This window comes from Mucilaginibacter endophyticus, assembly GCF_003351025.1.
GTDB classification, from domain to species: Bacteria; Bacteroidota; Bacteroidia; order Sphingobacteriales; family Sphingobacteriaceae; genus Mucilaginibacter; species Mucilaginibacter endophyticus.
This window is the reverse complement of sequence record NZ_QPCG01000001.1, coordinates 970,325-995,239: the sequence shown is the minus strand read 5'-3', so window position 1 is coordinate 995,239 and position 24,915 is coordinate 970,325. Positions and strand designations below refer to the sequence as shown.

Here is a 24,915-nt window from a genome sequence, read left to right as displayed (position 1 = left end):
TACTTACTAAACCAAATTTGTGATATGGATTTTCTGAACAATTACTTAATTTATTTAATTCCTGTTTTTGGACTTATCGGGATCCTTGTTATGGCAATTAAAGCCGCCTGGGTTACCAAACAAAATGCCGGCGACGGCGACATGGCTACACTTGCCGGTTATATTGCCGATGGCGCTATGGCCTTTTTACGTGCCGAGTGGAAAATACTTGGAGGCTTTGTTGCCGTTGCCGGTATTTTACTGGCATGGTCGGGTACAACAGTTGCTACATCAAGCCCGGTTATAGCCATATCTTTTGTGATTGGCGCGTTTTTATCGGCATTTGCCGGCTATCTGGGGATGCGTATTGCTACCAAGGCTAACGTACGAACCACACAGGCTGCCCGTACCAGCCTGGCGCAAGCGTTAAAAGTATCATTTACCGGCGGAACAGTAATGGGCCTTGGCGTTGCAGGTTTGGCTATCATTGGTTTAGGGTCGCTATTTATTGTTTTTTACCAGGTTTATGTAGTTAAGGTAACAGGTAGTACTGTTAACGGCGAGGCCATGGCAAAAGCACTTGATGTTTTAGCCGGTTTTTCGTTAGGTGCAGAATCTATAGCGCTGTTTGCACGTGTTGGCGGCGGCATATATACCAAAGCAGCCGACGTAGGTGCCGACCTTGTAGGTAAGGTTGAAGCTGGCATCCCTGAGGATGATGTTCGTAATCCCGCTACCATTGCCGATAACGTGGGTGATAACGTGGGCGACGTTGCAGGTATGGGTGCCGACCTTTTTGGCTCTTATGTGGCTACCATGCTTGCTACCATGGTATTGGGCCGCGAATTAGTTGGGCATGATGGAAAAGCTTTACAAGACCACTTCGCTGGCATAGGACCAGTTTTATTACCAATGGTTATCGCTGGTTTAGGATTAATATTTTCTATCGTAGGCGCATCTCTTGTAAAAATAAAGAAGGAAACCGACAGCGTGCAAAATGCTCTAAATATAGGCAATTGGGCGTCAATCGTACTAACTGCCATAGCTACTTATTTTGTTGTACAGTGGATATTGCCAGATGGTGATTTCCGCATGTTAAGAGACATTGATTCAACAGGTCAGTTAAAATTAGGTGTTGTAGCTTTCACTAAAAATGGTGTTTTTGGTGCAATTGTGGTTGGTCTTGTGGTAGGTACCTTGATGTCTATCATTACCGAGTATTATACGGCTATGGGGAAACGCCCGGTGCTAAGCATTATCAGGCAATCTTCAACCGGGCACGCTACAAATATCATCGGTGGCTTATCAGTAGGCATGGAATCAACCGTGCTGCCTATTCTTGTTTTGGCATCAGGTATTTATGGCTCGTATTATTTTGCCGGTTTATACGGCGTTGCTATTGCCGCTGCAGGCATGATGGCAACCACAGCTATGCAACTGGCTATTGACGCATTTGGACCAATTGCAGATAATGCCGGAGGTATAGCTGAAATGAGCCGCCTGCCCGAAGAAGTTCGTCACCGCACCGATAACCTGGATGCTGTGGGCAATACTACAGCTGCTACAGGCAAGGGCTTCGCTATTGCTTCGGCAGCATTAACTTCACTGGCGCTATTCGCTGCCTTTGTAGGTGTTGCAGGCATTGAGCATATTGATATTTACAAAGCAGATGTATTGGCTGGCTTATTTGTTGGCGGGATGATCCCTTTTATCTTTTCGGCCCTGTGTATTTCGGCGGTAGGCCGTGCGGCTATGGCTATGGTAGAAGAAGTTAGGCGTCAGTTCCGCGAAATACCAGGCATTATGGAATATAAAGCTAAACCCGAGTATGAGAAATGCGTGGCCATATCAACCAAAGCGTCTATCCGTGAAATGGTGGCGCCGGGTTTAATAGCCCTGATCACTCCTGTTATTATCGGCTTTGCATTTGGCCCCGAAGTATTGGGCGGCCTGCTTGCGGGCGTTACGGTATCGGGCGTATTGATGGGTATTTTCCAAAGTAATGCGGGTGGCGCCTGGGATAACGCTAAAAAATCATTTGAGAAAGGCTGCGATATCAATGGCGAGATCTTCTACAAAAAATCTGAACCGCATAAAGCATCAGTAACCGGTGATACTGTGGGTGATCCGTTTAAAGATACTTCAGGCCCATCAATGAATATCTTGATTAAATTAATGTCGATTGTTTCATTGGTTATCGCACCTCACCTTAACAGCCATCAAACTGCAACCGCCGCCAGGGTTCAAAAGGAGATGAATAAACAACCTATGAGCATTCATATGGTTGTTAAAGCAGAGAAAAGTGTTTAATAGTTTTTATATCTAATGAGAAAAGCCGCCTGTTGAGGGCGGCTTTTTTGTTATTGTCTGAACCGGGATTTTTGGGATTTGCCCGGTTATTGGATTTACAGATTACATTTTATATTTCGTGTTAGGGATTGCAGCGGATACCGGCCTGTGAGTAATGCCTGTGCAGTATGAGCGGAAAGCCCGGCCCGTCAGCTGACGGGAACACCATATTCCGAACCAGGATTAAACGGATTAAAAGATTTATCGGATCTTGAAATTATAAACACCAGACTTACGAAGTTTAAAAACTTTGGAAGTCTTCAATTCATTTGAAGAATTAGCTGAATTTTCGGATTTTGAAATCCTACCCATCCTAAAAATCCAATAAATCCTGGTTTAGACATTTTTTTTCAAATAAACTTTTGCAACCGATTAATTGCGTATATATTTGCAATCAAACGGTTGCAAAAAGAGTTTTTATGAGAAGAGATGTATTCCAGGCCATTGCCGATCCTACCCGCCGGGCCATTATTAGTTTGCTGGCCTTACAGGCCATGACGCCCAATGCCATTGCTGAACATTTTCAGAGCAGCAGACAAGCTGTATCCAAACATATCCAGATTTTGAGCGAATGCCAGCTGGTTAATCAAAAACAAACCGGCCGCGAAATATATTATCATTTTAATGCTCAAAAAATGAAAGAGGTGGATGTTTGGATGGATCAGTTCCGCGCCCTGTGGGAAACCCGTTTTAGCCAATTAGATAACGTATTACAAAACCTAAAAAACAAACAGTCATGACAAACAACGAAGCCGTGTTTACCAAAGATCTGCAAAACAAAAAACTGAATGTGATAAGGACTTTTGACGCGCCGCTAAACTTAGTATGGCAGGCATGGACAGAAAGCGAGATCCTTGACCAATGGTGGGCACCCAAACCCTATCGTGCAGAAACCAAAACTATGGATTTCAGGGAAGGTGGTTATTGGCTGTACCAGATGGTTGGCCCGGAACATACGGAGCATCCAACATGGTGTAAGGAAGAATTCAAAACTATTGTAGTTCCTGAAAAAATAGCCAACGCGGTTTCATTTTGCGACGAAAACGGCGTAACAAACACCAACTTCCCCATTATGAACTGGGAAAAAAATTTCACCGGCGAAGGTGAACATACTACTGTTAACATAGATATCTACTTTGATAAAGTGGAGGATATGCAAACTATTGTTGGTATGGGCTTCCAGGAAGGTTTCAACGCCGGCTTAAGCAACCTGGATCATTACCTGAGCACCGCTTTCAAGATCAGGAAAGAACTCAAAACAAGCAACGCCGCAAGGGTCACCACTTATCTAAACTTCCCGGGCAATACCGAAGAAGCTTTCATTTTTTACAAAGAGGTTTTTAAAGGCGAATTTACCGGCAAAAAGCTCACCCGTTTTAGTGACATAGAGCTGCCACCCGAAGTTCAGATGAACGAAGCCGATAAAAAATTGATTATACACGCTGAGCTTACCATTATGGGCGGACATGTACTCATGGCAACCGACGCGCCGGAAAGCATGGGTTTTAAAATGCATACCGGTAACAACATGCACATCAATGTTGAGCCCGAAAGCCGCGAAGAAACAGAACGCCTGTTCAATGAACTTTCTGCAGGTGGAAAGGTAAGCATGCCTTTGAGCGATATGTTCTTTGGAGCGTACTTCGCAGAACTTACCGATAAGTATGGCATTAACTGGATGCTGAATTATCAGACTAAGGAATAAGGGAGAGTTTCCAAAATCCCCTCTTGAGAGGGGGCGCGAAAGGAAAAAGTGATGGCGGGGTGTGTTATACGATTAACTTATCAAAGCAGAAACACACCCCTCCGCCCCTCTCAAGAGGGGAATCACACAATCCACCCTTTTAAAAACACTTTTGGCTTTTTCTAATACACAGGCTCTTTCGCCTTGCTTCCCATCATAAATACCAGTTTTCCGCCTTTCATAATATCCTTGTGGGTGATGTATTCTTTAATGTAAGGCTTGCCGTTTAAACTGATGCTTTGCACATATTTATTTTCATTAGATAAGCCTTTGGCTTCTATCACAAAGCTTTTACCACCCGCCAAAGTGATACTTACTTTATCAAGCAATGGCGCGCCAAAAACGTAACGACCATCGGCAGGATTTACAGGGTAAAAACCCATCGCCGTAAAAATATACCAGGCCGACATCTGCCCGCAATCATCGTTACCCGAAAGGCCATCAGGTTTGTTTATGTAAAACTGATCGGCAATTTGCCTTACCAGTTCCTGTGTTTTGGCCGGATTACCAGCAAGCGTATATAAATAAGCTACATGATGGTTAGGTTCGTTTCCGTGAGCATATTGCCCTATCAACCCGGTAACATCAAGCGTTGATCCTTTGCCAAACACCTTCGAATCCATTGAAAATAATGAATCCAGCTTGACCGAAAATGCCTTTTTACCACCCATCAATTTGATCAAGCCCGGAATATCATGCTGTACTTGCCAGGTGTATTGCCAGGCGTTGCCTTCGGTATAGTCGCCCCCTATGGCCAGTTGACCACTGTCCAGGTTGGCAAAGGGCCGTACCCATTCGCCATTTGACTCGCGGCCACGCATTAAGCGGGTGCTTTTATCAAACAGGTTATTATAAAACCGCGACCGTTTAATGAAATAATTATAGTCGCTTTGTTTATTTAATGCTTTGGCCAGTTGAGCGGCACACCAATCATCATAAGCGGCTTCCAAAGTGCGGGAAACGGCCTCACGCCGTACGGTATCTGATGGTAGGTAGCCGTAACGCATGTACAGACTCCAATCGTACTTAGGATTTTTATTATGTGTGAGCGTGTTTTTGATAGCCTCAAAGGCCTTTTGCTTATCAAAACCTTTAATACCTTTCAGGGCGGCATCTACAATTACAGGCACTGCATGGTTACCAATCATAGCGTAACTTTCCTTGCCCCACAAGGGCCAAATGGGCAGCATACCGGCAACTGCATTGTGCTGTAACATGCTTTCAACCATTTGCCCATCCTTGTCCGGACAAATAATGGTGTAAAGTGGGTGGGCTGCCCGGTAAGTATCCCAAAGCGAGAAGGTGGAATAAAACACTTTATCTGCAGAGCGGTGCACCAGGCTATCGGCTCCGCGATATTGGCCGTCAACATCGGCAATATTATTGGGCTGAATAAGTGCATGGTACAGGCTCGTGTAAAAAGCGATCTTCTCTGTTTCACTGCCTTCAGCTTTGAGCTTGCCAAAATTTCGTTCCCAGGCTTGACTCGCCTCGGTTCTAACCTGCTCAAATGTTTTATTTTGCGTTTCGGCCAGCAGGTTTTTACGAGCACCGGCAATACTTACGCCCGAAATGCCAACTTTAGCTTCTACAGCTTCGCCGGGTTTCAGGTCGAAATCAAGCACCAAACGGCGTTTGTTTTCTCCATCGATAAAATGGTGACCGGTAAACGGACGGTTAAAAATAGCGGCAAAATACACCTGCTTATCAACCCACTGGCTCGAAAAAGCATAACCGCTGATGGTTGTTTTGCTTTCGATAGTAATTTCTCCTTCTGATACATGCTCGGCCAGTTGCTCGGCGCTCTCCACCAGTCCGCTTTGCATATCAACAAGCAGGTGGGCTTTACCGGCTTTATTAAAAGTATACCTATGCAAACCAGTATGTGCGGAAGCCGTTAGCTGTGCCTTGATATTGTTATCACTTAAAACTACCTCGTAGTAACCGGGAGAAGCTATTTCCTGCTGATGAGAAAACCTGCTTTGAAACTTTTGTGGCTCTTTGCCCTGAAATGGGAAAAACAGTACGTCGCCTAAATCAACCCCTCCCGTACCACTCAGGTGCGTATGTGCAAAGCCCGTGATCACTGTATCTTCATAGCGATAACCGGAGCAATAGTTCCAGCCGAAGTTACCGGTTTCGGGACTGAGCTGTACCATGCCAAATGGCACCGTAGTCCCCGGAAAGGTATGCCCAGTTGCAGATGTACCAATGAACGTGTTTACATATTTGCCGTACTGAGCATTAGCAACTACAACCGAAATCAACAGCATTAAAACACCTGCCAGCTTTTTCATACCTTATTCCTTGTATTCGATTGTTTTCTTGAACACCACATCCTCGGCCGAACGGGCTATCATTACATCAAATGTACCGGGTTCAGTCATTTGTTTCATATTGTTATTCCAGATGGAAATATCTTCAGGTTTTACCTTAAACTCTACTGTCCGGGTTTCGCCGGGTTTAAGGCTAATCTTATCAAAACCTTTGAGGGCCATCACCGGTGCTGTTACTGAATTTACCTTATTGCCGAGATACATCTGCACTACCTCTTTACCCATCATACCACCACCATTAGTTACATCTACCGATACAGTCACAACTTCATTTTTAGTGAATGACGAAGCTGATACCTGCATATTGCTGTATTTAAATGACGTATAGCTTAATCCATAACCAAAAGGGAACAATACATCGGGAGAGGAAAAAACATAATCCTGCCCCGGTTTTTCGGGCGAACCCGGATTGTGATAAAAACCTTTATTGGATGCTACATGATTATAAAATACCGGAATATGGCCCGTTGATTGAGGTATAGACACCGTTAGCCTGCCCGATGGATTTACTTTGCCAAACAGTACATTGGCAATGGCATTACCGCCTCGTTCACCAGGATACCAGGCCTCCACTATAGCCGGGATATTTTCCTTCTCCCATTTAATACTTTGCGGGCGACCATGTACCAGTACCAATATCACGGGCTTGCCGGTTTTATAAATGGCCTGGAGCAGTTCTCGCTGTACGCCATCGGGGTTGATATCGGTAACGTCATAGCCCTCGCCGCAGGTAAATGGATCTTTAGGCTCGCTTTCGGGTGCATGGCCGTTCCAGCCTACGCCAGAGAATACAACGCTTGTAGTACCTAAAACTACTACCATGGCATCGCTATTTTTGGCGGCTGTAATGGCATCAGCAAAACCACTTTTGTCGGATCCCGAAAGCGCACAGCCTTTGGCATAGTTGATCTTTATTTTGTTGCCAACCAGTTGCTTGATACCACTAAGCACAGTTGTGCCCGAGCGACTATCGCGGGTTGAGCTGTAATCGCCGTACTGAACCTGGTTTGCGTTGGGGCCAATTACAGCCAGCGATTTCAGGTTATTCATATTTAGTGGCAAGAGCTGCTTATCGTTTTTAAGCAGGATGATTGATTCTTCGGCTATTTGCTGTGATAATGCAACGTGATCCGGCGTATGCACACGCTTTTTTAATGCCAAAGTATCAGGCAGCACCTTTTCAAACAAACCTGCTTTAAATTTTATCGTGAGGATACGGGCGACAGCACTATCAATCTGCGCTTCTTTTACCTTACCCTCTTTCACCAAACCGATAAGCTTGCCATAAACATCCGAACTTGGCGCTTCAAGATCAACCCCGGCACTCAGGGCTATGGGCGCGGCTCCTACAGCATCTTTAGCGATATGGTGGAAAGTGTACAGATGTTTGAGCCCTTCATAATCCGAAAACACATAACCCTCAAAACCCCACTCCTGCTTTAAGATAGTTTGCAGCAGGAAATGATTGGCATGCGCAGGCACGCCGTCAATCTCGTTGTAGGCAGGCATTATGGCATAGATATTTGCCTTTTGCACGGCATCTTTAAAAGGAGGTAAAAACATCGACCTTAATTCGCGTTCCCCTACTGATGCCGGGGCCAGGTTAATGCCGGCCACCGGGATGCTGTAAGCCGCGAAATGCTTGGCTGTACACATCACCTTATCTTTGCCTATACCATTTATGGTTTGGGAGGGATCCCCCTGCATACCTATTACGAAGGAAGTGCCCATTTTGCTTACGAGGTATGGATCTTCGGCGTAACATTCTTCGTTTCGGCCGTAACGTGGGTCGCGAATCAAATCAAACAGTGGCGAAAGCGCCTGGTCAACTCCCGATGAGGAAGCTTCATAAGCGATTACCGAGCCCATTTTTTTAATAAGCGCAGGGTTCCAGGTACTGCCTTGTGCTATGGCCTGCGGAAAAATAGTAGCGCCGGCCGCCAGTTGGCCATGCAGGCACTCGCCTATTTGAATGGGCGGGATCCCAAGTCTTGTTTTTTCCTTCGCGTATTTTTTGGCAGCAATTGAAAGCGATGCTATATCATTGATATTGGTAAACGGGCTTTCACAAACGCCGTACGCAATTGGGTTTTGCATAGAGCCTTTTAACGAATTCATACTCATCTGGCCTACTTTTTCCTCCAAAGTCATCCGGCTCAGCAAATCCTTCACCCTTTCGGTTACCGGCGCTTTGGGATCTTTATAAACCTGTGCCCCGGCAACGTTAATTACAAAAGCGAACGCGGTAAGCAAGTATAACTTCTTTTGCATAGGTGTATGGTTTGGTAGTTTATTAACCCAAAATGGGGGATTGCGCGACTCCCCTCTTGAGAGGGGTGTAGGGGTGTGTTTCTGCTTTAACAAATCAATCGCATAACACACCCCCTGCTATCACACTTTTCCTCCGCGCCCCCTCTCAAGAGGGGAATTTAAATTCTAACTTTCTAATGCATCAAATAAAACTTCGGATAAAGCTTCTCTCCTCCTGCAATCTTTAATGCTATCAGTGTTTGATTTTCATTGGCTTTATCGGCAATGTAATGTCCGCTTAAAGCATACACGCCTTTTTTGAGGTGTAATAAAGCTTTTTGCGGTTCAACATAAGTATTTAACCCCATTTTTGTTATCGGCTCGTCATCCAAAAGCAAAGCGGGGCTAACCTCAAACCCTGTTGTTAATTCATAATCCGCTTCTTTATCTATCCTGATAAAACCTTTAATTTTCACCCAATTGATAAAACCTTCGCCTATCGGCCTTACTGGTACAATCAGGTTCGTTAGTCCGATTTCCGACGGCCTATCATTTGTCAGCTTATCTATATCGTGCTCCTTGGTTCTAAAAATCTCATAAGCCATCCCCGGTTTCAGATTAGCCATCTTTTCGCGGGATGATTTAATTGTTACCCGTTTGATATTAGCTGTTTGACGAATATGCTGATCATTGAGCGTCCAGGTGGTAAAGGTTCTCAAGCCGATACTATCTGCCAAAGGCACATTGATATTAACCGGGAATGCCACAGCCGCGCTATTAGCATCAGGCATCTTTCCGTTTAGCGCATAACGAACTTTAGCTCCCGTCAACGGGTAATTCAGCGTTAATTTAAACCTGTTTTTATTGGTGATGATATTATCCACACCGTCAATATCAGGCAAACGGGCATTAAAATTCCATAGCTTAAACAAGCCGTACTGGTTTTTCATTTTCCAGCCAAAGCGATCAAGGTTCTTTTCATTTTTCGGGCTCCATGTAAGTTCGGCCACGGCAAGGGCACGTGGGTAAACCATGTATTGCAGATGCTGCGCGTTAGGTACTTTCTCGTTCCAGATATTGCCTTGCGCACCTAAAATGTATTCGGCTTCGGCATTGGTAAGCTCTTTTGATTGCGGCTCGTAGTTATACACCATTTGCCATGTCACCGGCGGATTCCAGCCTATCGGCTCCAGATCCTCATTAGCCTGCGGGGCATCAAAGTACATGTACGGTAAGGGCGTCATCACCACATGGTGGCGCATCTTGGCAGCGGCTATGCCCCCAGCCTCACCCTGCCAGCTCATTACTGTGGCCGATTCGGCGAGGCCGCCCTGAAGGATCTCGTCCCAGCCTACTAAACGCTTATTCTTTGACAGCAGGAATTTTTCTATCCGTTTGATGAAATAACTTTGTACCTCTTTTTCACTTTTCAAATGCTCCCGTTTCATGAGGGCTACAGCAGTAGGACTCTTCAGCCAATCAACCATTTCGGCCTCATCACCGCCGATATGCACGTACTGGTTCGGAAATAACCCGATCACTTCAGTCAATACATCCTCCATAAATTTGAAGGTATACTCGCTCGGGTCAAGCATGCGCACACGGTGTTTGGCCCCTGTGGAGTCCTGGCAACCCAACTGCGGATAGGCAAAAATAGCCGCTTCGCTATGACCAGGCATTTCAATTTCGGGCAAAATGGTTACAAACCTGTCCTGCGCGTATTTGATCACATCACGGATTTCATCTTTGGTATAAAAACCGTCACGGCCGTCATCTATCAGGTTATCCAGTTTCCTGAACTCCCCGCGCTTAGCATAGTAACTGATTTTTGAGCCTACTTCTGTAAGGCGTGGATATTTATCAATTTGGATGCGCCAGCCCTCATCGTCGGTTAAGTGCCAGTGAAAGGTATTGAGCTTATAATGCGCCATTACATCAATGTACTTTTTCACTTCGTCAACCGTAAAAAAATGGCGACTTACATCCAGACTTAAGCCCCGCCAGCCAAAACGCGGCTGATCGGCCACGGTGCAGGCAGAAATTTTCAAAGTAGGTGTTTTATCTGTCGGTAACAGCTGAATCAGCGTTTGAACCCCATAAAATACTCCGGCACCGCTCCCGTTGATGCTTACAGATGTCGGGCTTACATTCATGGTATAAGCACTCTCGGCATTAGACCAAACATTGTTCAACCTGATGGCTGTTTTGGCGGGGATCTTTTCAAATACCCTTACTGTTGTTTGCAGACCATAATTTTGATTAAGATAATCCTGAAGATATTTACCTATGGGCTCGGTTTCTTTATTAACCCCGATCACAGCATTCTTACTCAATATAAAACTCCCTTTACCTGCTTTTAAACTTACAGGCTGCGGTATAATATGAAATTGCGCCTTTATTGTTGTTACCGATAAAAGCAGTGAAGCGAATAGTAAAATATATTTCTGAGATAATGTTTTCTTCATTTCGGCAGACAATGAAATAGGGTTATACCTTAACGGTGATATTCTTTTTATAAAGGATCCAAACCGGGATAAATATGATCAGCACGGTCAGGATGGCTCCGGCAAGTGAGGCGTTTTCGGGCGAAAGATACGGTACGAACAAATTATTGTAGGTGAACGACCATAAATTAGTTTTCTGCACCGGGATAGCAGCTATTAAAGCAGGAATGATATCGGCCAAAACATAGGCGGCAATGGCATTACGACCAAAAGCCAAAAATGGTGGCAGTAGCGCTTTATTTCCTTTGATATCAATAAACCAGTAGGAAAGTGCCAAAATATTAATGGCCAAACCTGCGGTAAGCAGCACGAACGAGCTTGTCCATAATTGTTTGTTGATCGGGAAAAAAGTATTCCAGATTAAGGCAAGCACAATCAACAAAATACCCACACCCATCATTTTAAACAGCTCAGTACTGGTTTTAAACTTTCCTGTTTTAAGCCAGGTACCTGTAAATACACCTAAAAGGCAAGTGGCAACAGAGGGGATAGTTCCCAGTAAACCTTCCGGGTCCCAGGTTTTGGATGAACCCCAAAGGTGGTTTTCGGTAAAAACCGATCTGTCTATCCAGGCCCCTAAATTAGTAGCCGGTTCAAGGTTGGGTATTCCGAAACCCGGTACTGGCACCAGGGTCATTAATAAATAATAGCCGATAAGACAGCTTACAGCGATAATTACCTGTGTACGGATGCTTGTTTTTATGTACAGCAAGGCAGTTATGCCAAATACGAGCCCGATGCGCTGCAACACACCGGGAAAACGCAGATGCGCGAATTGAAAATCGTTTATCAGGGGTAAGCAAACGCCAAGGGCTATGATAATCAGCGTACGGCGCAAGATGGATAACAGCAGTTTGTTATGGTTAACCGTGTCGACCTTTTTACTTTCCATGGCATATACGATGGACACCCCTACCATAAACAGGAAAAAAGGAAACACAAGATCCGTCGGGGTGCAGCCATTCCATTTGGAATGTTCAAGCGGCCAGTAAATATGTCCCCAATCGCCGGGATCATTAACCAGGATCATAGCAGCTACAGTAAAACCCCTGAAAAAATCAAGCGATAACAGTCTTGGACGGCTCGCCTTTGCGGTGCCAGTATTTTTAAGTGGTTCCTCCTGATTGATTATCGAAGCTGCCATGTGTTATTATCCTGTTAGCTATTCTTTTTATGTGTCTTTAAGATGTATTTAAACTGGTAAGTGCCCGAACCAATGTCCATCTGCACATCGCCGCCAGCAGGTTTGATGTTGGCAATATCTTTATTGCTGTTAATATCGATATTACCTTCGGTAACCGGGCCGTCAACTGCCGGCAAAGTTATGGTAGCGGTTGTATTTGGCGGCACAATAACATCAAGGGTAAAAATGCCGTTATCGATACTCCAGGCCGATTTTACTTTTCCGTAAAGTGTTTCCAGTTCGGCGTTGGCATTGGTTAGCTTACCTCCCGGATGCGGAAAGATATTAATTTTATGAAAACCCGGCGAACCCTCATCCGTGTTGATACCGGCTATTACGCGGTACATCCAATCGCCTATGGCACCATAGGCATAATGGTTAAATGAGTTCATTTCCGGATCTTCAAAGGTGCCGTTGGGTTTTATACCATCCCAGCGTTCCCAAATTGTAGTTGCCCCGTTTTTTACAGGATAAAGCCATGAGGGGTATGACTCCTTCATCAACAGGTCATAGGCGATATCGGTGTGACCGAAACGACTTAACACGTGGCAGATGTAGGGCGTGCCTAAAAAGCCTGTTGTAATGTGCTCGTCATAATCCTCAATATTGTTCACCAGCCTTTTAGCTGCAGATTCGCGCAGATTTTCGGGCAGCAGATCAAAGTTCAATGCCAGTACATAAGACGTCTGCGTGCCGGAGATCATGCGGCCGTTAGGCGTAACATATTCTGCCAGGAAAGCCTTTTTAACATCTGCCAGCAAATCGGTGTATTTTTTAACATCATCCAGCTTACCCAATATGGTAGCCGCATTGATAACCAGTTGGGTTGAGTAAGCATAAAATGCCTGGGCTATCAGATTTTTATCGGTAAGGGCGGCACCATCAGCATAGTCGGTACCCGCGTAAAACAGCCAGTCGCCAAAGTGATTACCTGTGTCCCATAAACCATTACGGGTATGGCGGGTAATGTACCCCACCCAGGCTGTCATACTTTGATATTGATTTTCTAAAACCTGCTTATCGCCATAAGCCAGGTAAATATTCCATGGCGCTATGGTAGCCACATCGCTCCAACCTGAAGCCGCTGCCGAAGCGCTATCCAGCATATCAGGAATCACATAGGGAACAGCGCCATTTTTATGCTGATCGGCAGAAAGGTCCTTTAGCCATTTGGTGAAAAATCCGGCTACATCCATATTGAAGGTTGCAGTGCGGCAAAACGCCTGGGCATCACCTGTCCAACCCATCCGCTCGTCGCGCTGCGGGCAGTCGGTGGGCACATCAATAAAATTACCTTTTTGTCCCCACTGAATATTATGCTGTAACTGGTTAATAAGCGGATTAGATGTGGAGAACATGCCGGTTTGCGCCATATCTGAATATAATGCAAAAGCGGCTACGTTTGTTGAATCCAACTGTCCGCTATATCCTTCTATCTTCAGGTACCTAAAACCCTGAAAGGTAAAATGCGGCTCGAAGGTTTCTACACTATCCCCCTTAAAGACGTAAACATTTTCTTGTTTGGCTGTACGCAGGTTTTTGGTGTAGAAGTTCCCTTTCTGATCCAGCACTTCGGCATGGAATAGTTTTACAGTATCTCCGGCCTTTGCCTTCAGCTTAAATTGTACCCAGCCCACCAGGTTCTGGCCAAAGTCAACCACGTGCTCACCTGCCGGGGTAGTAAACACTTTGAGTGGCTTAAACATTTCGTGCTTGCGCACCGGCGGACCAAGGGTTGCCACTAAATTATCTTTAACTGTATCAATCGTACGCACGGAATCCCAGTTCAGATCTTTATAAGCAATGGTCGACCAGCCTTTCTTTTCCTTACGGGCATCGTAAACCTCGCCATCAAAAAATGACGATGAGCGGATTGGCCCATAAGCTACCTTCCATGTTTTGTCGGAATTAATGAGTACCCGTTTACCATTGGTGTACACAACCTCTAACTGAAACAACAAACCGAGCTTGGTACCGTACACGTTTTTTCTGCGGTTGTAAGTGTAGCCGCGGTACCAGCCATCACCCAGGGTCACTCCTACGGCATTATCACCTTTCAATAAATCGGCGGTTACATCGTAAACCTGGTATTGCAGGCGTTTATTATAGCTCGTCCATCCCGGACCAAAGTAGTCTGTGCCAATCCGTTTTCCGTTGAATTGTGCCTCATAAAGGCCGTGCGCTGTAATATATAAATGAGCGGCACGTACTTTATGATCAAGCTTAAATGTTTTCCGGAACATAGGGCTTGGGCCGCCTGTAGTATCCGAAAGGTAGTTATCTTCAATCCATTTGGCGCTCCAATCGGCAGGTTTAAGCAAACCCATTTTCCAGGAGTTAACCATGCTCCAGGGGGTAACTTGCTGCCTGTTATTCCAGATACGCACCTGCCAGTAAACCTTTTGACGTGAGGCAAGCGCCGGGCCAGCATAATAAACATGAAGCGATTCGCCTGAGGCAACTTTACCTGAAGTCCAGAGCAGTTCTTTGCCTTTAAGTAACGATACCGCATTAGTGCCCACTCTTACTTCATAAGCAACCTGCTGTACATTCCGGTCGCGGGTTATCAGTTTCCAGCCGAGGCGGGGTGTAGCCTGGTCTATGGAGATGGGATTTATTTTGTATTCACAAATCAGGTTATCAACCCGGAACGGCGGAGGAACCGGCGGCGCTTTTTGCGCTTGTACAATTATCGGCAGATACAAAAAAAGCAATATAGTGATGCGTGTGCATACCTTTTTACACATACCTTTTGGGTTTAATAGTTCATGCTATTAAATATACTTTAACAGCGATATTGTTTTGATATGCAACACTAATTTTTATTGAACAAGCCTTAAAAATGATGCGATCATTGCAATACACGTTATAAACGTAATATGGCCCGATAAAAGTTTTAACCGGGCCATGTAACATTATCAATGCTCAAGATTGCTCTCGTTTAAAGGATACTGGAACAACAGGCGAATATTGTTGTATGCAGCTGAGTTAATTTGCCATGAATCGTTTTTATAAGCCCTTTCGCTGATGGCATGTGCCTTCATTACCTCAGTAGCTTTACCTGTGCGAAGCAAATCAAACCAGCGATGATTTTCAAAGGCAAGTTCAACCTGGCGCTCATGCGCTATAGCCGCACGAAACTCCTCCTGGCTGGAAACATTCAGATCAGGATTTGAGTTACCCATTGATTTGCCCTCCAAGCCTGCACGTTCCCTAACCAGGTTAAGGTATTTAAAGGCATCTCCGCCGCCTGCAAATCCTTGTTCATTTAAACATTCGGCCAGCATCAGATAAACATCAGCATAGCGATAAACCGGAAAGTTGTTGGGTGTTACGCCTTTAACAGCTGTTTTAGGCCCTGTATATTTCTTTATGAAAGGTAAATCGATACCATACTCATCTGAAGTAAAATCGATGAGTGAAGCGTCTTTTCTTTCATCACCATCTTCAAAGGCATTCACCAGGTCCTGGGTGGGGATATTCCATCCGTTTTGGGCATTGTTATCAATAGAATAACCGGTAACATCTTCATCGTAATAATCCCAAGGGATAAACGTGTCGATAAAATCGCTGCCCAAACCATTGGGACCTTCTATGTACTGAATTTCAAAAATCGATTCAGGGCCATTTTCCTTACTTAAATTGAAGTTGTCCGCATAATTAGCATTCAAACTGTAAACACCAGATGATATCACACTACGTAAAAGCGGAATAGCCAGATCAAATTTTTTCTGGGTCATGTATACTTCGGCAAGCATGGTTTCGGCGGTGCCTTTGGTAACCCTGCCTTTATCCGATGTATTCTCATATTTTAAAGGCAATTTAGTAATGGCAGCTTGCGCATCGGCTATAATCTGCGTATAAACCGATGCCGCCGGCGATTTAGTAGCCAGATTATAAGCATCGCCCACCGATTTTGGTTCGGTAAGTACCAGCGGTACATCACCAAACATACGTACCAGGTTAAAGTAATTGAATGCACGTAAAAACAAAGCCTGCCCGCCAATAGTATCCGTAGTTGCGGCATCAAGCTTGGCAAGTGGCAAACGATTAAGGATCACATTGCACCTGCCGATATCCGTATATGAGGTATTAAAGTAAGTTTCTACAATATCATTATTATTTAATTCCCGAAACTCATCCAGTTCCTCTTTACTGGTGCCCGAACGGTCATAAGGATCAAACTCGTATGATGTATTATCAGACCGCATTTCGCCCAACGCCCAGAACGAGCCCGTATATAGTCCCTGAAGCGGTTCGTAAGCACCATTTATAGCCTGTACAAACTGCGCTTTTGATTTATAAAAGTTGGCGCTGTTCTGCGTGTCTGTAGGTTGCAGGTTCAGGTAGTCTTTTTTACAGCCATAAAAACCAACAGCTGCCAGGGTAAGAAAAAGGTATATGCTTTTTTTCATGTTTTCCGATTCTTAATGTTGCTCAATTGAGTTTTTAATAATTACAACGCTTAAAAGGTTACGTTACAGCCCAAAGTATAAACTGCAGAAACAGGATAGCCTGTAAAGTTCACATTTGGCGATAACGAACGGTTACCCTGCTGCCCCTCTATGCCAACCTCGGGATTACCTCCTTTGTATCCGGTTATAAGAATGGCATTCTGAGCGCTGAAATACACCCTGAAATTTCTACTGAACTTAGTTTTGAAATTATACCCAAAGTCGATATTCTTTACCATCAAGTAGGAATTGCTCTCCACCCAATATGAGGGGTAAAAATCGCGGGCCAGGCCAGTATTTGATGTTGTGGTTGGTATTAAACCAGCTCCAGGCTGTTGCGGTGACCGCCAGCGGTTTATAACGCTTTGTTCAACATTAAAAATACCATCCAGGTTGGTAGTAAACTGCTTGTACATGTCAAAAACATGTCCCCCTACCGAGCCGGCTGATATGATGTTCAAATCAAATTGTTTATAACTGAAATGGTTATTAAAGCCAAATGTAAATTTAGGCCATGGGTTGCCAATTGGCACCTGGTCTTTCCCGTCAAGAACGCCATCATGATTTACGTCCTTATACCTGATATTGCCCACTGTTTCGCCGTCAAAGTGAGGATACTTGTCCAAATCGGCCTGACTTTGAAATATGCCCTCAAAAATATATCCGTAAAACTGCCCAAGAGGCAACCCTACCACGCTAATGCTGGTTGGGTTGTCATTAAGGGGCGCGTCATAGATTTGAGGTGTAGGGCCAAGACTCATAACCTTGTTACGATTAAACGATATGTTAAAATCTGTACTCCAGTTAAAAGCTTTGCTGATGATATTCTTGGTAGTTACTGTAAACTCAAAACCCCGGTTACGCACATTCCCTACATTTGACAATGCATATCCATAGCCCGAGGCAGGAGGGATAGGTATATATTGCAGTAACCTTTCGGTAAAGCGATTATAATATTCGGCAATTAAATAAACACGTCCTTTAAATAAAGAAAGGTCCATGCCAACGTCAAACTGTTTGGTAGTTTCCCAGCCTACTTCGGCGTTACCAAGGGAGGTAATTGATTTACCGGGGGCTATTCCACCGCCAAAAGTATAATTGGTTTGATCTACCGTAGCAATGTAATCATAGTTGCCAACACTGTTATTACCGGCATGACCGTAACTGGCTGTAAATTTAACCTGATCGATCACATTTGTTTTCGGAAAGAATGACTCGTCTGAAATACGCCAACCGCCTGATACTGATGGAAAGGTGCCCCACCTGTGCCCCGGCGCAAATCTTGAAGATCCATCACGGCGTATAGATGCACTTAGCAAGTATTTGTCTTTAAACGCGTAATTTACCCTACCTATTAATGATAATAGCCTCCATTCCTCATCGGTTGAGCTCGCGGTAATTATTGTAGCCGCCCTCACAGATTGGATCACATCATCCGGATACCCTGTGCCATAAGTTAAACGATAATGATTGGTTTCCTGCTGTATTGAATAATCGCCCAAAACAGTTAAAGAGTGATTGCCCCAGGTTTTTTTATAGGTAACCGAGTTTTCACTTAACCAGTTAAATGAATTTGACGAGTTAAATGATCCAACGGCCTTTACCTGTGTTCCATCTTTATTGGCATTCCTGAAGCCGCCCAAAAACGACGGGCGGAAGTAGTCGCCATTGCTGTTCTGATAATCGATACCAAAGGTAGATTTGATATCAAGCCCTTTAATTACTTCCCAATTAACATAGGTATTGGCCAGTGTGCGGAACTGAGCGTACTTGTTGGTGGTATTTAACAGTTCACTTACAGGATTGGCATTCAACGCTGTACCGGCAACATTTCCGTTGCCCGCCGAACCCACCACACTTGTATACGATCCATCGGGTTGCTTCACCGGTGTAAGCGGACTTTCAAGATAAGCCTGGCTTAGTATAGCCTGATCAAAGTGACCATCTGTTTGCTGCAATTTACGCTGGCTATAAGTTGGCGCTATACTAAGACCTGCGGTAACGTTTTTAAAAAGGTCTGCGTCCATATTGGCTTTTACAGAATATCTTCTGAATCCGGTATTAAGCACTGTGCCCTCCTGGTCAAAGTACCCTAATGAAAATAAGGAACGCATCTTATCAGTACCGTTTGCTACGGTAACATCATAATTTTGCATAGGTGCGTTACGGGTAACGGCGTCATACCAATCGGTACCTTTACCCAATGCTTGTGGGTTTCTGAACGCTTCGGGTACCTGATCTGTACTAAAAGGTACATTGTTTACCTTATCCAGATCCTGTAAAGCCTCAATACGCCATTGCGCGTACTGCTGGGCAGTCATCATTTTAAGCTTGGTTCCCGACAATATCGTTTGCACACCTGTCGAGGTATTAACAGTAACACTTGATTCTCCTTTTTTCGCTCTTTTTGTGGTGATCAGAATAACCCCGTTTGAACCCCTCGAGCCGTATATAGCCGTTGAGGCAGCATCTTTCAACACGCTGATATTTTCAATATCATCAGGGTTAATAGTACTTAAAGGGTTAGAATACTGATCAAACCCAGGCGAAATCGGGAAACCATCAATAACATATAGCGGATCATCACCTGCACCTACTGAACCTGCGCCCCGGATATTAACAGATACGCCACCGCCCGGAGTACCTGTAACCTGGTTTACAGTAACGCCAGCCAACTGACCGGCCAGCTTCAAATCAACACTTGCAGCCTTGATCTCTTTAATATTGGCCATTTTTACCGTACCGACTGCGCCTGTTACATCTTTACGTTCCTGGTTACCGTAGCCAACAACAACAACCTCTTTTAATTCTTTGTTATCCTCACCCAAAACAACGTTGATGGTTGTCCGCTTATTAACTGCTTCCTCTTTGGTTTGAAAACCGATAAATGTAAACACCAGCGTAGAATTATCCTCGGCGCTAAGTGTATACTTACCATCCACACCGGTTATAGCGCCAACATTGGTGCCTTTCACTTTAACATTAACACCCGGCAACGGCTGATTTTTATCATCCACCACGGTACCGCTTATGGTTATAGGTACCTGTGCAACGCTTCCGTCTGGGGCATTCTTTTTATTTACAATGATGTTTTTATCATCAATAACGTAAGTTAAAGGTTCATCCTTAAAGCACTGTTGTAATGCTTCCTGTAATGTGGCGTTAGTTAGTGAAAGATTAACCGGTTTGGTTTTTGAGATATCCTTATACCTGTAAAAAAAATAGTAGCCGCTTTGCTTCTCAATTGCTTTAAAAGCTTTATCAAGCGCTATACTCCTCTCATTCAGAGTTATAGATTGTGAAAAACTTTTAGCGCTTAGCTGCAGGCAGCCGATAGTTAGTAATAAGACGGTTAATCTCATCGTCAAAAACAGTTTTGAATGTGTACCAAAGGCACTAAATACTTTACCAGTAAAGTTTAAATGCATAACTTCGTGATGTTTGGGTTAAAAAAATCTGTTGTTGAAACTCAGGAAAGATTGATCCAATTTATTATGCCGGAAGCGTTGCAGCGCTTCCGGCTTTTCTTTCAATTTGGATAAGGGAACTTAGGTTGGAATATTTTGGGGTCTTATAGTCAGTGTTTCTTCATAGATTGAGGTTAGCGGTTAAAAATCAGTTGCCGGTTATTTCAAGGGGTAACAATTATTTTTTTGTTCTCGATCCTAAAACGCACATGGCTTAATTCAAGGATATGCAACACTTGTGATAGTTTTACATCCCTCCTGATCTTACCTACAAACTCATCATCAGGTATTTTACCTTCGTAAATTACTTCGGTACCATACCACCTCGAAAGCTGCTTCATAATATCTTGTATGTTTACCCGCTCAAAGTCAAAAAAGCCATTTTTCCAGGCTACCGCTTCGTCGGTATCAACATCAATAATTTTAATGCCTTTATCATTTATAACACCCTGCTGACCGGGTTTAAGCGTACCACTTACATTTCCATGCGTTAAACGCACCAGGCCTTCAAGCAGCGTAGTTTTAACCGCGGCTTCGTCATTGTAGGCCATGATGTTAAAATGGGTACCCAATACAGATACGTTAATATCTTTAACCTTTACATTAAAAGGCTTTGCTTTATTTCTGGCCACTTCAAAATAACCTTCGCCGGTAAGTTCTACTTCACGTTCGTTACCGGTAAACGCTGTAGGGAACTTCAGGGAAGAGGCCGAATTAAGCCAAACCTTTGAACCATCGGGCAGTACAACCTGGTACTGGCCTCCTACAGGGGTGCTGATAGAGTTATAAGCAACAGGTCCGTTTTGTTGATCCTTATCGGCAGAATAGACTACCTGGCCATCACTGATTTTATTTACGCTTATATTACCCGTCTGGTTCAACAAACCAATCTTTGCCGAATCCAATATCAGTTTGGTACCGTTGGCCAGGGTTAAAATAGCCCTGTTATCACCAGGATCCACATCGTGTTTTACAACCGCTTTATTTTGCGCCGTTAATTGCTGCTGATCATGTTTATGATACCAATGATAAACAGCGGTACCTGATACAGCCAATAGTATTACAGCAGCGGCTACATTTCTGAAAAAGTGAAGCCCTACAACTTTCGGGCTTTTGTTAGATACCGGTTCGGCTATAGCCTGCCTGAAATTACCTAACATACGGTCTTCCAATTCCTGTTTAACGCCAAGAATCTCGTCATCCCACTCATCAGCATCGCCCTGAAAGCTTTCAAAAAAATTCAACAGCTGCTCCTTCTCCTCAGCAGTTGTCTGCCCGGCCAGGTATTTATCTATCAGCTGTAAAAATTCTTGCTTTTGCACCATAGTGGTTTTGTGAGGGAGAGTAAAAAAATGGGGGTATCCCCTACGCCGAAGTGAAAAAAAATTAAAAATATTTTTAAAGATGCATTAACCGCAGTAATACACGCTGAAAATCAGCAACTTGAATATTATTTATCCAACAGAAACATTAGCGCTTCCACGATAAATACAGTACTCAAAGAGCCTCGCAGCTCACGAAGCGCTTTAGTTAAATGATTTTCGACGGTTTTGGTGGAGATATTTAGCTGCAAGGCAATTTCTTTATGACTCAGGCATTCTTCACGGCTAAGTTTGTACACTTCCCGGCATTTTTCGGGCAGGGTATCAATTACCTGGTTTATTTGCAATAAAAGTTCTTTATGTTCGATGCTGTTGTGTGTGGCAGGGGTATGCAACCTTTCAATCAGATCATCAAAAATTTCGTTTCTAACGGGTGCGCCTGTCCTGATCTGCCTGTAAACACCATACCGTACCGATGCATACAGATAGGCTTTTAACGATACGTTGATCTGAACTTCAGCACGGCAATCCCAAAGTTTTATAAACAGTTCCTGGATGATATCTTCGCAGGCCTGCCTGTCTTTCAGGATATTATATGCAGCCTTAAAAAGCGAAGCCCAGTATCGCCTGTAAATCATGGTTAGCGCCGCTTCATCATCAGCCTTTAAGCGGCTAATGAGCACCGTATCGCTCATCACAATTTTATCAGACATAGTCTACCAATTAAGTTATCAGAAAAACAAAGGCTAAAATTACTTAAATATTAAGTTATTATATTTAAAAAGTAAAAATAAGCTTAACTACTGTTTACCAAGGAGTTAATTACAAATTCCATCTATCAAATATTCGTATAAAATAAGCTAAAGATTAATAAAAAATGCAGGATACAATCTGTTTATTAAAGAACCATTACCAGCATGCCTTCCTGTCAAAACAAAAAAAGAGCCACCCCTCCGGGCAGCTCTTCACTCTTAAAACACTCAACTTTGAAAACAATCAATTCTTCAATATCTCATTTGCCAATATTATTTCCTCATGTGAAATAGTATGCTGGCGGCCTTTATAAGTTTTAAGGGTAACATCCGCGTTTAATGTTTTTAATATTTCTACGCTATCATTAACCCTGCTCACCGGTACATGCGGATCAGGATCGCCGGTGGTAACAAGTATGGGGGTATTATTAAAATCACCTTTATAATTTTCTTTAACCAATTGCTCTCCTATCAATCCGCCGGTAAAAGCGATAGCCCCGCCATACCTGCCTGCGTTACGGGTAACGTATTCAAGCGTTAAACAAGCTCCCTGCGAAAAACCAAGGAAATAAATATTTTCCTGTGCTATTCCTTTTTGTTTAATATCCTCAACCAACTCGCCAATTACCTCAAGGGCCGAATCCAATGCAGGCTGGTTATTCTGAACCGGAGCCATAAAGCTATATGGATACCAGCTATGTTCATTAGCCTGTGGGGCGAAGATGGCGTAACCATCCAGTTCAAGGTGATCTTTAAGCGAGATAATACTGTTTGCCGATGCACCTCGGCCATGTAGCATAATGATGGCTTTTTTGGCCTGTTCGGCGGGAACTCCCGCCGAAACAACCTGTTTTGTGTGCCTGTACATCTGTTTAAACTAATGATGGTAATGCTTTTTCTAACTCGCCGCGCAGGTTTTCATACTGTGCAGGCAATTTTAAACCTGTGCCTAATAATTCTACCGGTTCATCAACCGCGAAGCCTGGGTTATCGGTTGCAATTTCAAACAAAACACCACCTGGTTCACGGAAGTATAATGAATAGAAATAGTTCCTGTCTATTTTGTCGGTGATATGCAAACCAAGGTTAGCTATTTTTTCACGGTATTCCATCAATACTTTTTCATTAGGTACACGGAATGCAACGTGGTGAACCGAACCACCGGCTACATGACCGGCAACCTCTCCCGGAACTTCAACCAGATCAACTATAGCTGCATTTTCAACAGCATCGGTAATAAACCTGTAGCGGTTAACGTGTTGCTCTAACAAACGGTAGCCTAATACATCGGTTAAGATTTTAGCAGTTGCCTCAATTTTGTTTGATGTTATAGTGATGCTATGGAAACCTTTGGTAGCATTAGCAGCGGTTACTTTGGCTGTTTCCCAGGGTTTGCGGTTATCGGCTGTTTTTGGTACGATAAGCTCAAATTTCAAACCGTCTGGGTCCAGGAAAGTAAGATACTGCTCGCCAAATTTTTCAGCCGGTTTGTTATAGATCACATTGTTATCTTCAAACCTTTTCAACCAAAAATCAAGGCTTCCTTCCGGTACTGAATAACCAATTTCGGTTACCTGCCTTGCGCCACGACGACCGCTTGTTATACCTTCCCATGGGAAGAAAGTAAGGATAGAGCCGGGAGTACCGTTTCCATCGCCATAATATAAGTGATATGTACCGGGATCATCAAAGTTTACGGTTTTTTTAACCAACCTTAAGCCTAATACACGGGTATAAAAATCATAGTTTTTTTTGGCATTACCTGCAATTGCAGTGATGTGATGTATGCCGTTTATAGTGTTTTCCATTGTTGTCCTTGTTTTAAATCTTTTAATACTTGCTGTGTTATTATGATTCAAAATTACGGTCAAATTAGCCGGCGGCACTTGATGTAGGATAAGAAAAACAGGGAAGGGGGAGGTTTTTATTCTATCAAATTTGTCATTTCGGTAGAGCAGCGGGAAGGAATGAGCATTGGGGCGAAAGAGAAATATTATACGCCAAAGAAATCCGACCGGTATGGTTCGCTTAGCATATTGTATAAGATTTCTCCTCGTTCCTCGTTCGAAATGACAAAGCACAAAAAGTGTCATTTCGATAGAGCAGCGGTGGCCCAAGAGCTTTGAGCGAAAGAGAAATCTTATAAGCCTTGCAAATTCAACCTGCATAGCCCGCTTAGCTTATTGTATAAGATTTCTCCTCGTTCCTCGTTCGAAATGACAAAGCACAAAAAGTGTCATTTCGATAGAGCAGCGGTGGCCCAAGAGCTTTGAGCGAAAGAGAAATCTTATAAGCCTTGCAAATTCAACCTGCATAGCCCGCTTAGCTTATTGTATAAGATTTCTCCTCGTTCCTCGTTCGAAATGACAAAGCACAAAAAGTGTCATTTCGATAGAGCAGCGGTGGCCCAAGAGCTTTGAGCGAAAGAGAAATCTTATAAGCCTTGCAAATTCAACCTGCATAGCCCGCTTAGCTTATTGTATAAGATTTCTCCTCGTTCCTCGTTCGAAATGACAAAGCACAAAAAGTGTCATTTCGATAGAGCAGCGGTGGCCCAAGAGCTTTGAGCGAAAGA

At 43.9% G+C, this 24,915-nt stretch carries 14 protein-coding genes; 3 read left to right on the top strand and 11 right to left on the bottom strand.

Annotated elements, in window-relative coordinates; all coding sequences use genetic code 11:
* The first annotated feature begins 24 nt into the window (after positions 1 to 24).
* From DUL71_RS04070 to DUL71_RS32500, 3 genes are all read left to right on the top strand, one after another.
* Complete coding sequence (locus tag DUL71_RS04070; protein ID WP_114936850.1) at positions 25 to 2,289, top strand: sodium-translocating pyrophosphatase; 2,265 nt, start codon at positions 25 to 27, stop codon at positions 2,287 to 2,289.
* Positions 2,290 to 2,747: 458 nt separating this feature from the next.
* A complete protein-coding gene (locus DUL71_RS04065) occupies positions 2,748 to 3,068 on the top strand; it encodes an ArsR/SmtB family transcription factor (protein ID WP_090528388.1) in 321 nt (106 codons plus the stop codon).
* The gene (locus tag DUL71_RS32500) at positions 3,065 to 4,033 is read left to right on the top strand and encodes an SRPBCC domain-containing protein (RefSeq protein WP_114936849.1); all 969 of its coding nucleotides are present in this window, start codon (positions 3,065 to 3,067) and stop codon (positions 4,031 to 4,033) included. Before DUL71_RS04065 ends, DUL71_RS32500 begins: the two co-directional genes overlap by 4 nt.
* 161 nt (positions 4,034 to 4,194) lie before the next feature.
* Here the strand turns inward: DUL71_RS32500 and DUL71_RS04055 are convergent, their stop codons facing one another.
* The 11 genes from DUL71_RS04055 to DUL71_RS04005 form a co-directional block, all read right to left on the bottom strand.
* On the bottom strand, positions 4,195 to 6,369 hold the full coding sequence (locus DUL71_RS04055) for a GH92 family glycosyl hydrolase (RefSeq protein WP_114936848.1): 2,175 nt from the start codon (positions 6,367 to 6,369) through the stop codon (positions 4,195 to 4,197).
* A gap of 3 nt (positions 6,370 to 6,372) precedes the next feature.
* On the bottom strand, positions 6,373 to 8,679 hold the full coding sequence (locus DUL71_RS04050) for a glycoside hydrolase family 3 N-terminal domain-containing protein (RefSeq protein ID WP_114936847.1): 2,307 nt from the start codon (positions 8,677 to 8,679) through the stop codon (positions 6,373 to 6,375).
* Between the two features lie 173 nt (positions 8,680 to 8,852).
* Positions 8,853 to 11,123 carry a beta-N-acetylhexosaminidase gene (locus tag DUL71_RS04045; protein WP_114936846.1) on the bottom strand — a complete coding sequence of 757 codons (2,271 nt, stop codon included), beginning with the start codon at positions 11,121 to 11,123 and terminating at the stop codon, positions 8,853 to 8,855.
* A 22-nt stretch (positions 11,124 to 11,145) separates the two neighbouring features.
* Complete coding sequence (locus DUL71_RS04040) at positions 11,146 to 12,306, bottom strand: acyltransferase family protein (protein ID WP_114936845.1); 1,161 nt, start codon at positions 12,304 to 12,306, stop codon at positions 11,146 to 11,148.
* A 14-nt stretch (positions 12,307 to 12,320) separates the two neighbouring features.
* Positions 12,321 to 15,092: an alpha-L-rhamnosidase gene (locus DUL71_RS04035; protein ID WP_114936844.1), complete on the bottom strand. Its 2,772-nt coding sequence runs from the start codon at positions 15,090 to 15,092 to the stop codon at positions 12,321 to 12,323.
* Between the two features lie 171 nt (positions 15,093 to 15,263).
* Positions 15,264 to 16,760, bottom strand: a complete 1,497-nt coding sequence (locus tag DUL71_RS04030; protein ID WP_114936843.1) for a RagB/SusD family nutrient uptake outer membrane protein — start codon at positions 16,758 to 16,760, stop codon at positions 15,264 to 15,266.
* A 50-nt stretch (positions 16,761 to 16,810) separates the two neighbouring features.
* Positions 16,811 to 20,161, bottom strand: coding sequence for a TonB-dependent receptor (locus tag DUL71_RS04025; protein ID WP_161964366.1), 3,351 nt, complete (start codon positions 20,159 to 20,161; stop codon positions 16,811 to 16,813).
* Positions 20,162 to 20,430: 269 nt separating this feature from the next.
* On the bottom strand, positions 20,431 to 21,591 hold the full coding sequence (locus tag DUL71_RS04020; RefSeq protein WP_114936841.1) for a FecR family protein: 1,161 nt from the start codon (positions 21,589 to 21,591) through the stop codon (positions 20,431 to 20,433).
* Positions 21,592 to 21,716: 125 nt separating this feature from the next.
* Positions 21,717 to 22,301 (bottom strand): RNA polymerase sigma-70 factor, encoded by a 585-nt coding sequence (locus DUL71_RS04015; RefSeq protein ID WP_114936840.1) that lies wholly within the window; start codon positions 22,299 to 22,301, stop codon positions 21,717 to 21,719.
* A 283-nt stretch (positions 22,302 to 22,584) separates the two neighbouring features.
* Positions 22,585 to 23,208, bottom strand: a complete 624-nt coding sequence (locus tag DUL71_RS04010) for an alpha/beta hydrolase (protein ID WP_114936839.1) — start codon at positions 23,206 to 23,208, stop codon at positions 22,585 to 22,587.
* 4 nt (positions 23,209 to 23,212) lie between these two features.
* Complete coding sequence (locus DUL71_RS04005; protein WP_114936838.1) at positions 23,213 to 24,148, bottom strand: ring-cleaving dioxygenase; 936 nt, start codon at positions 24,146 to 24,148, stop codon at positions 23,213 to 23,215.
* Between the last annotated feature and the right edge of the window lie 767 nt (positions 24,149 to 24,915).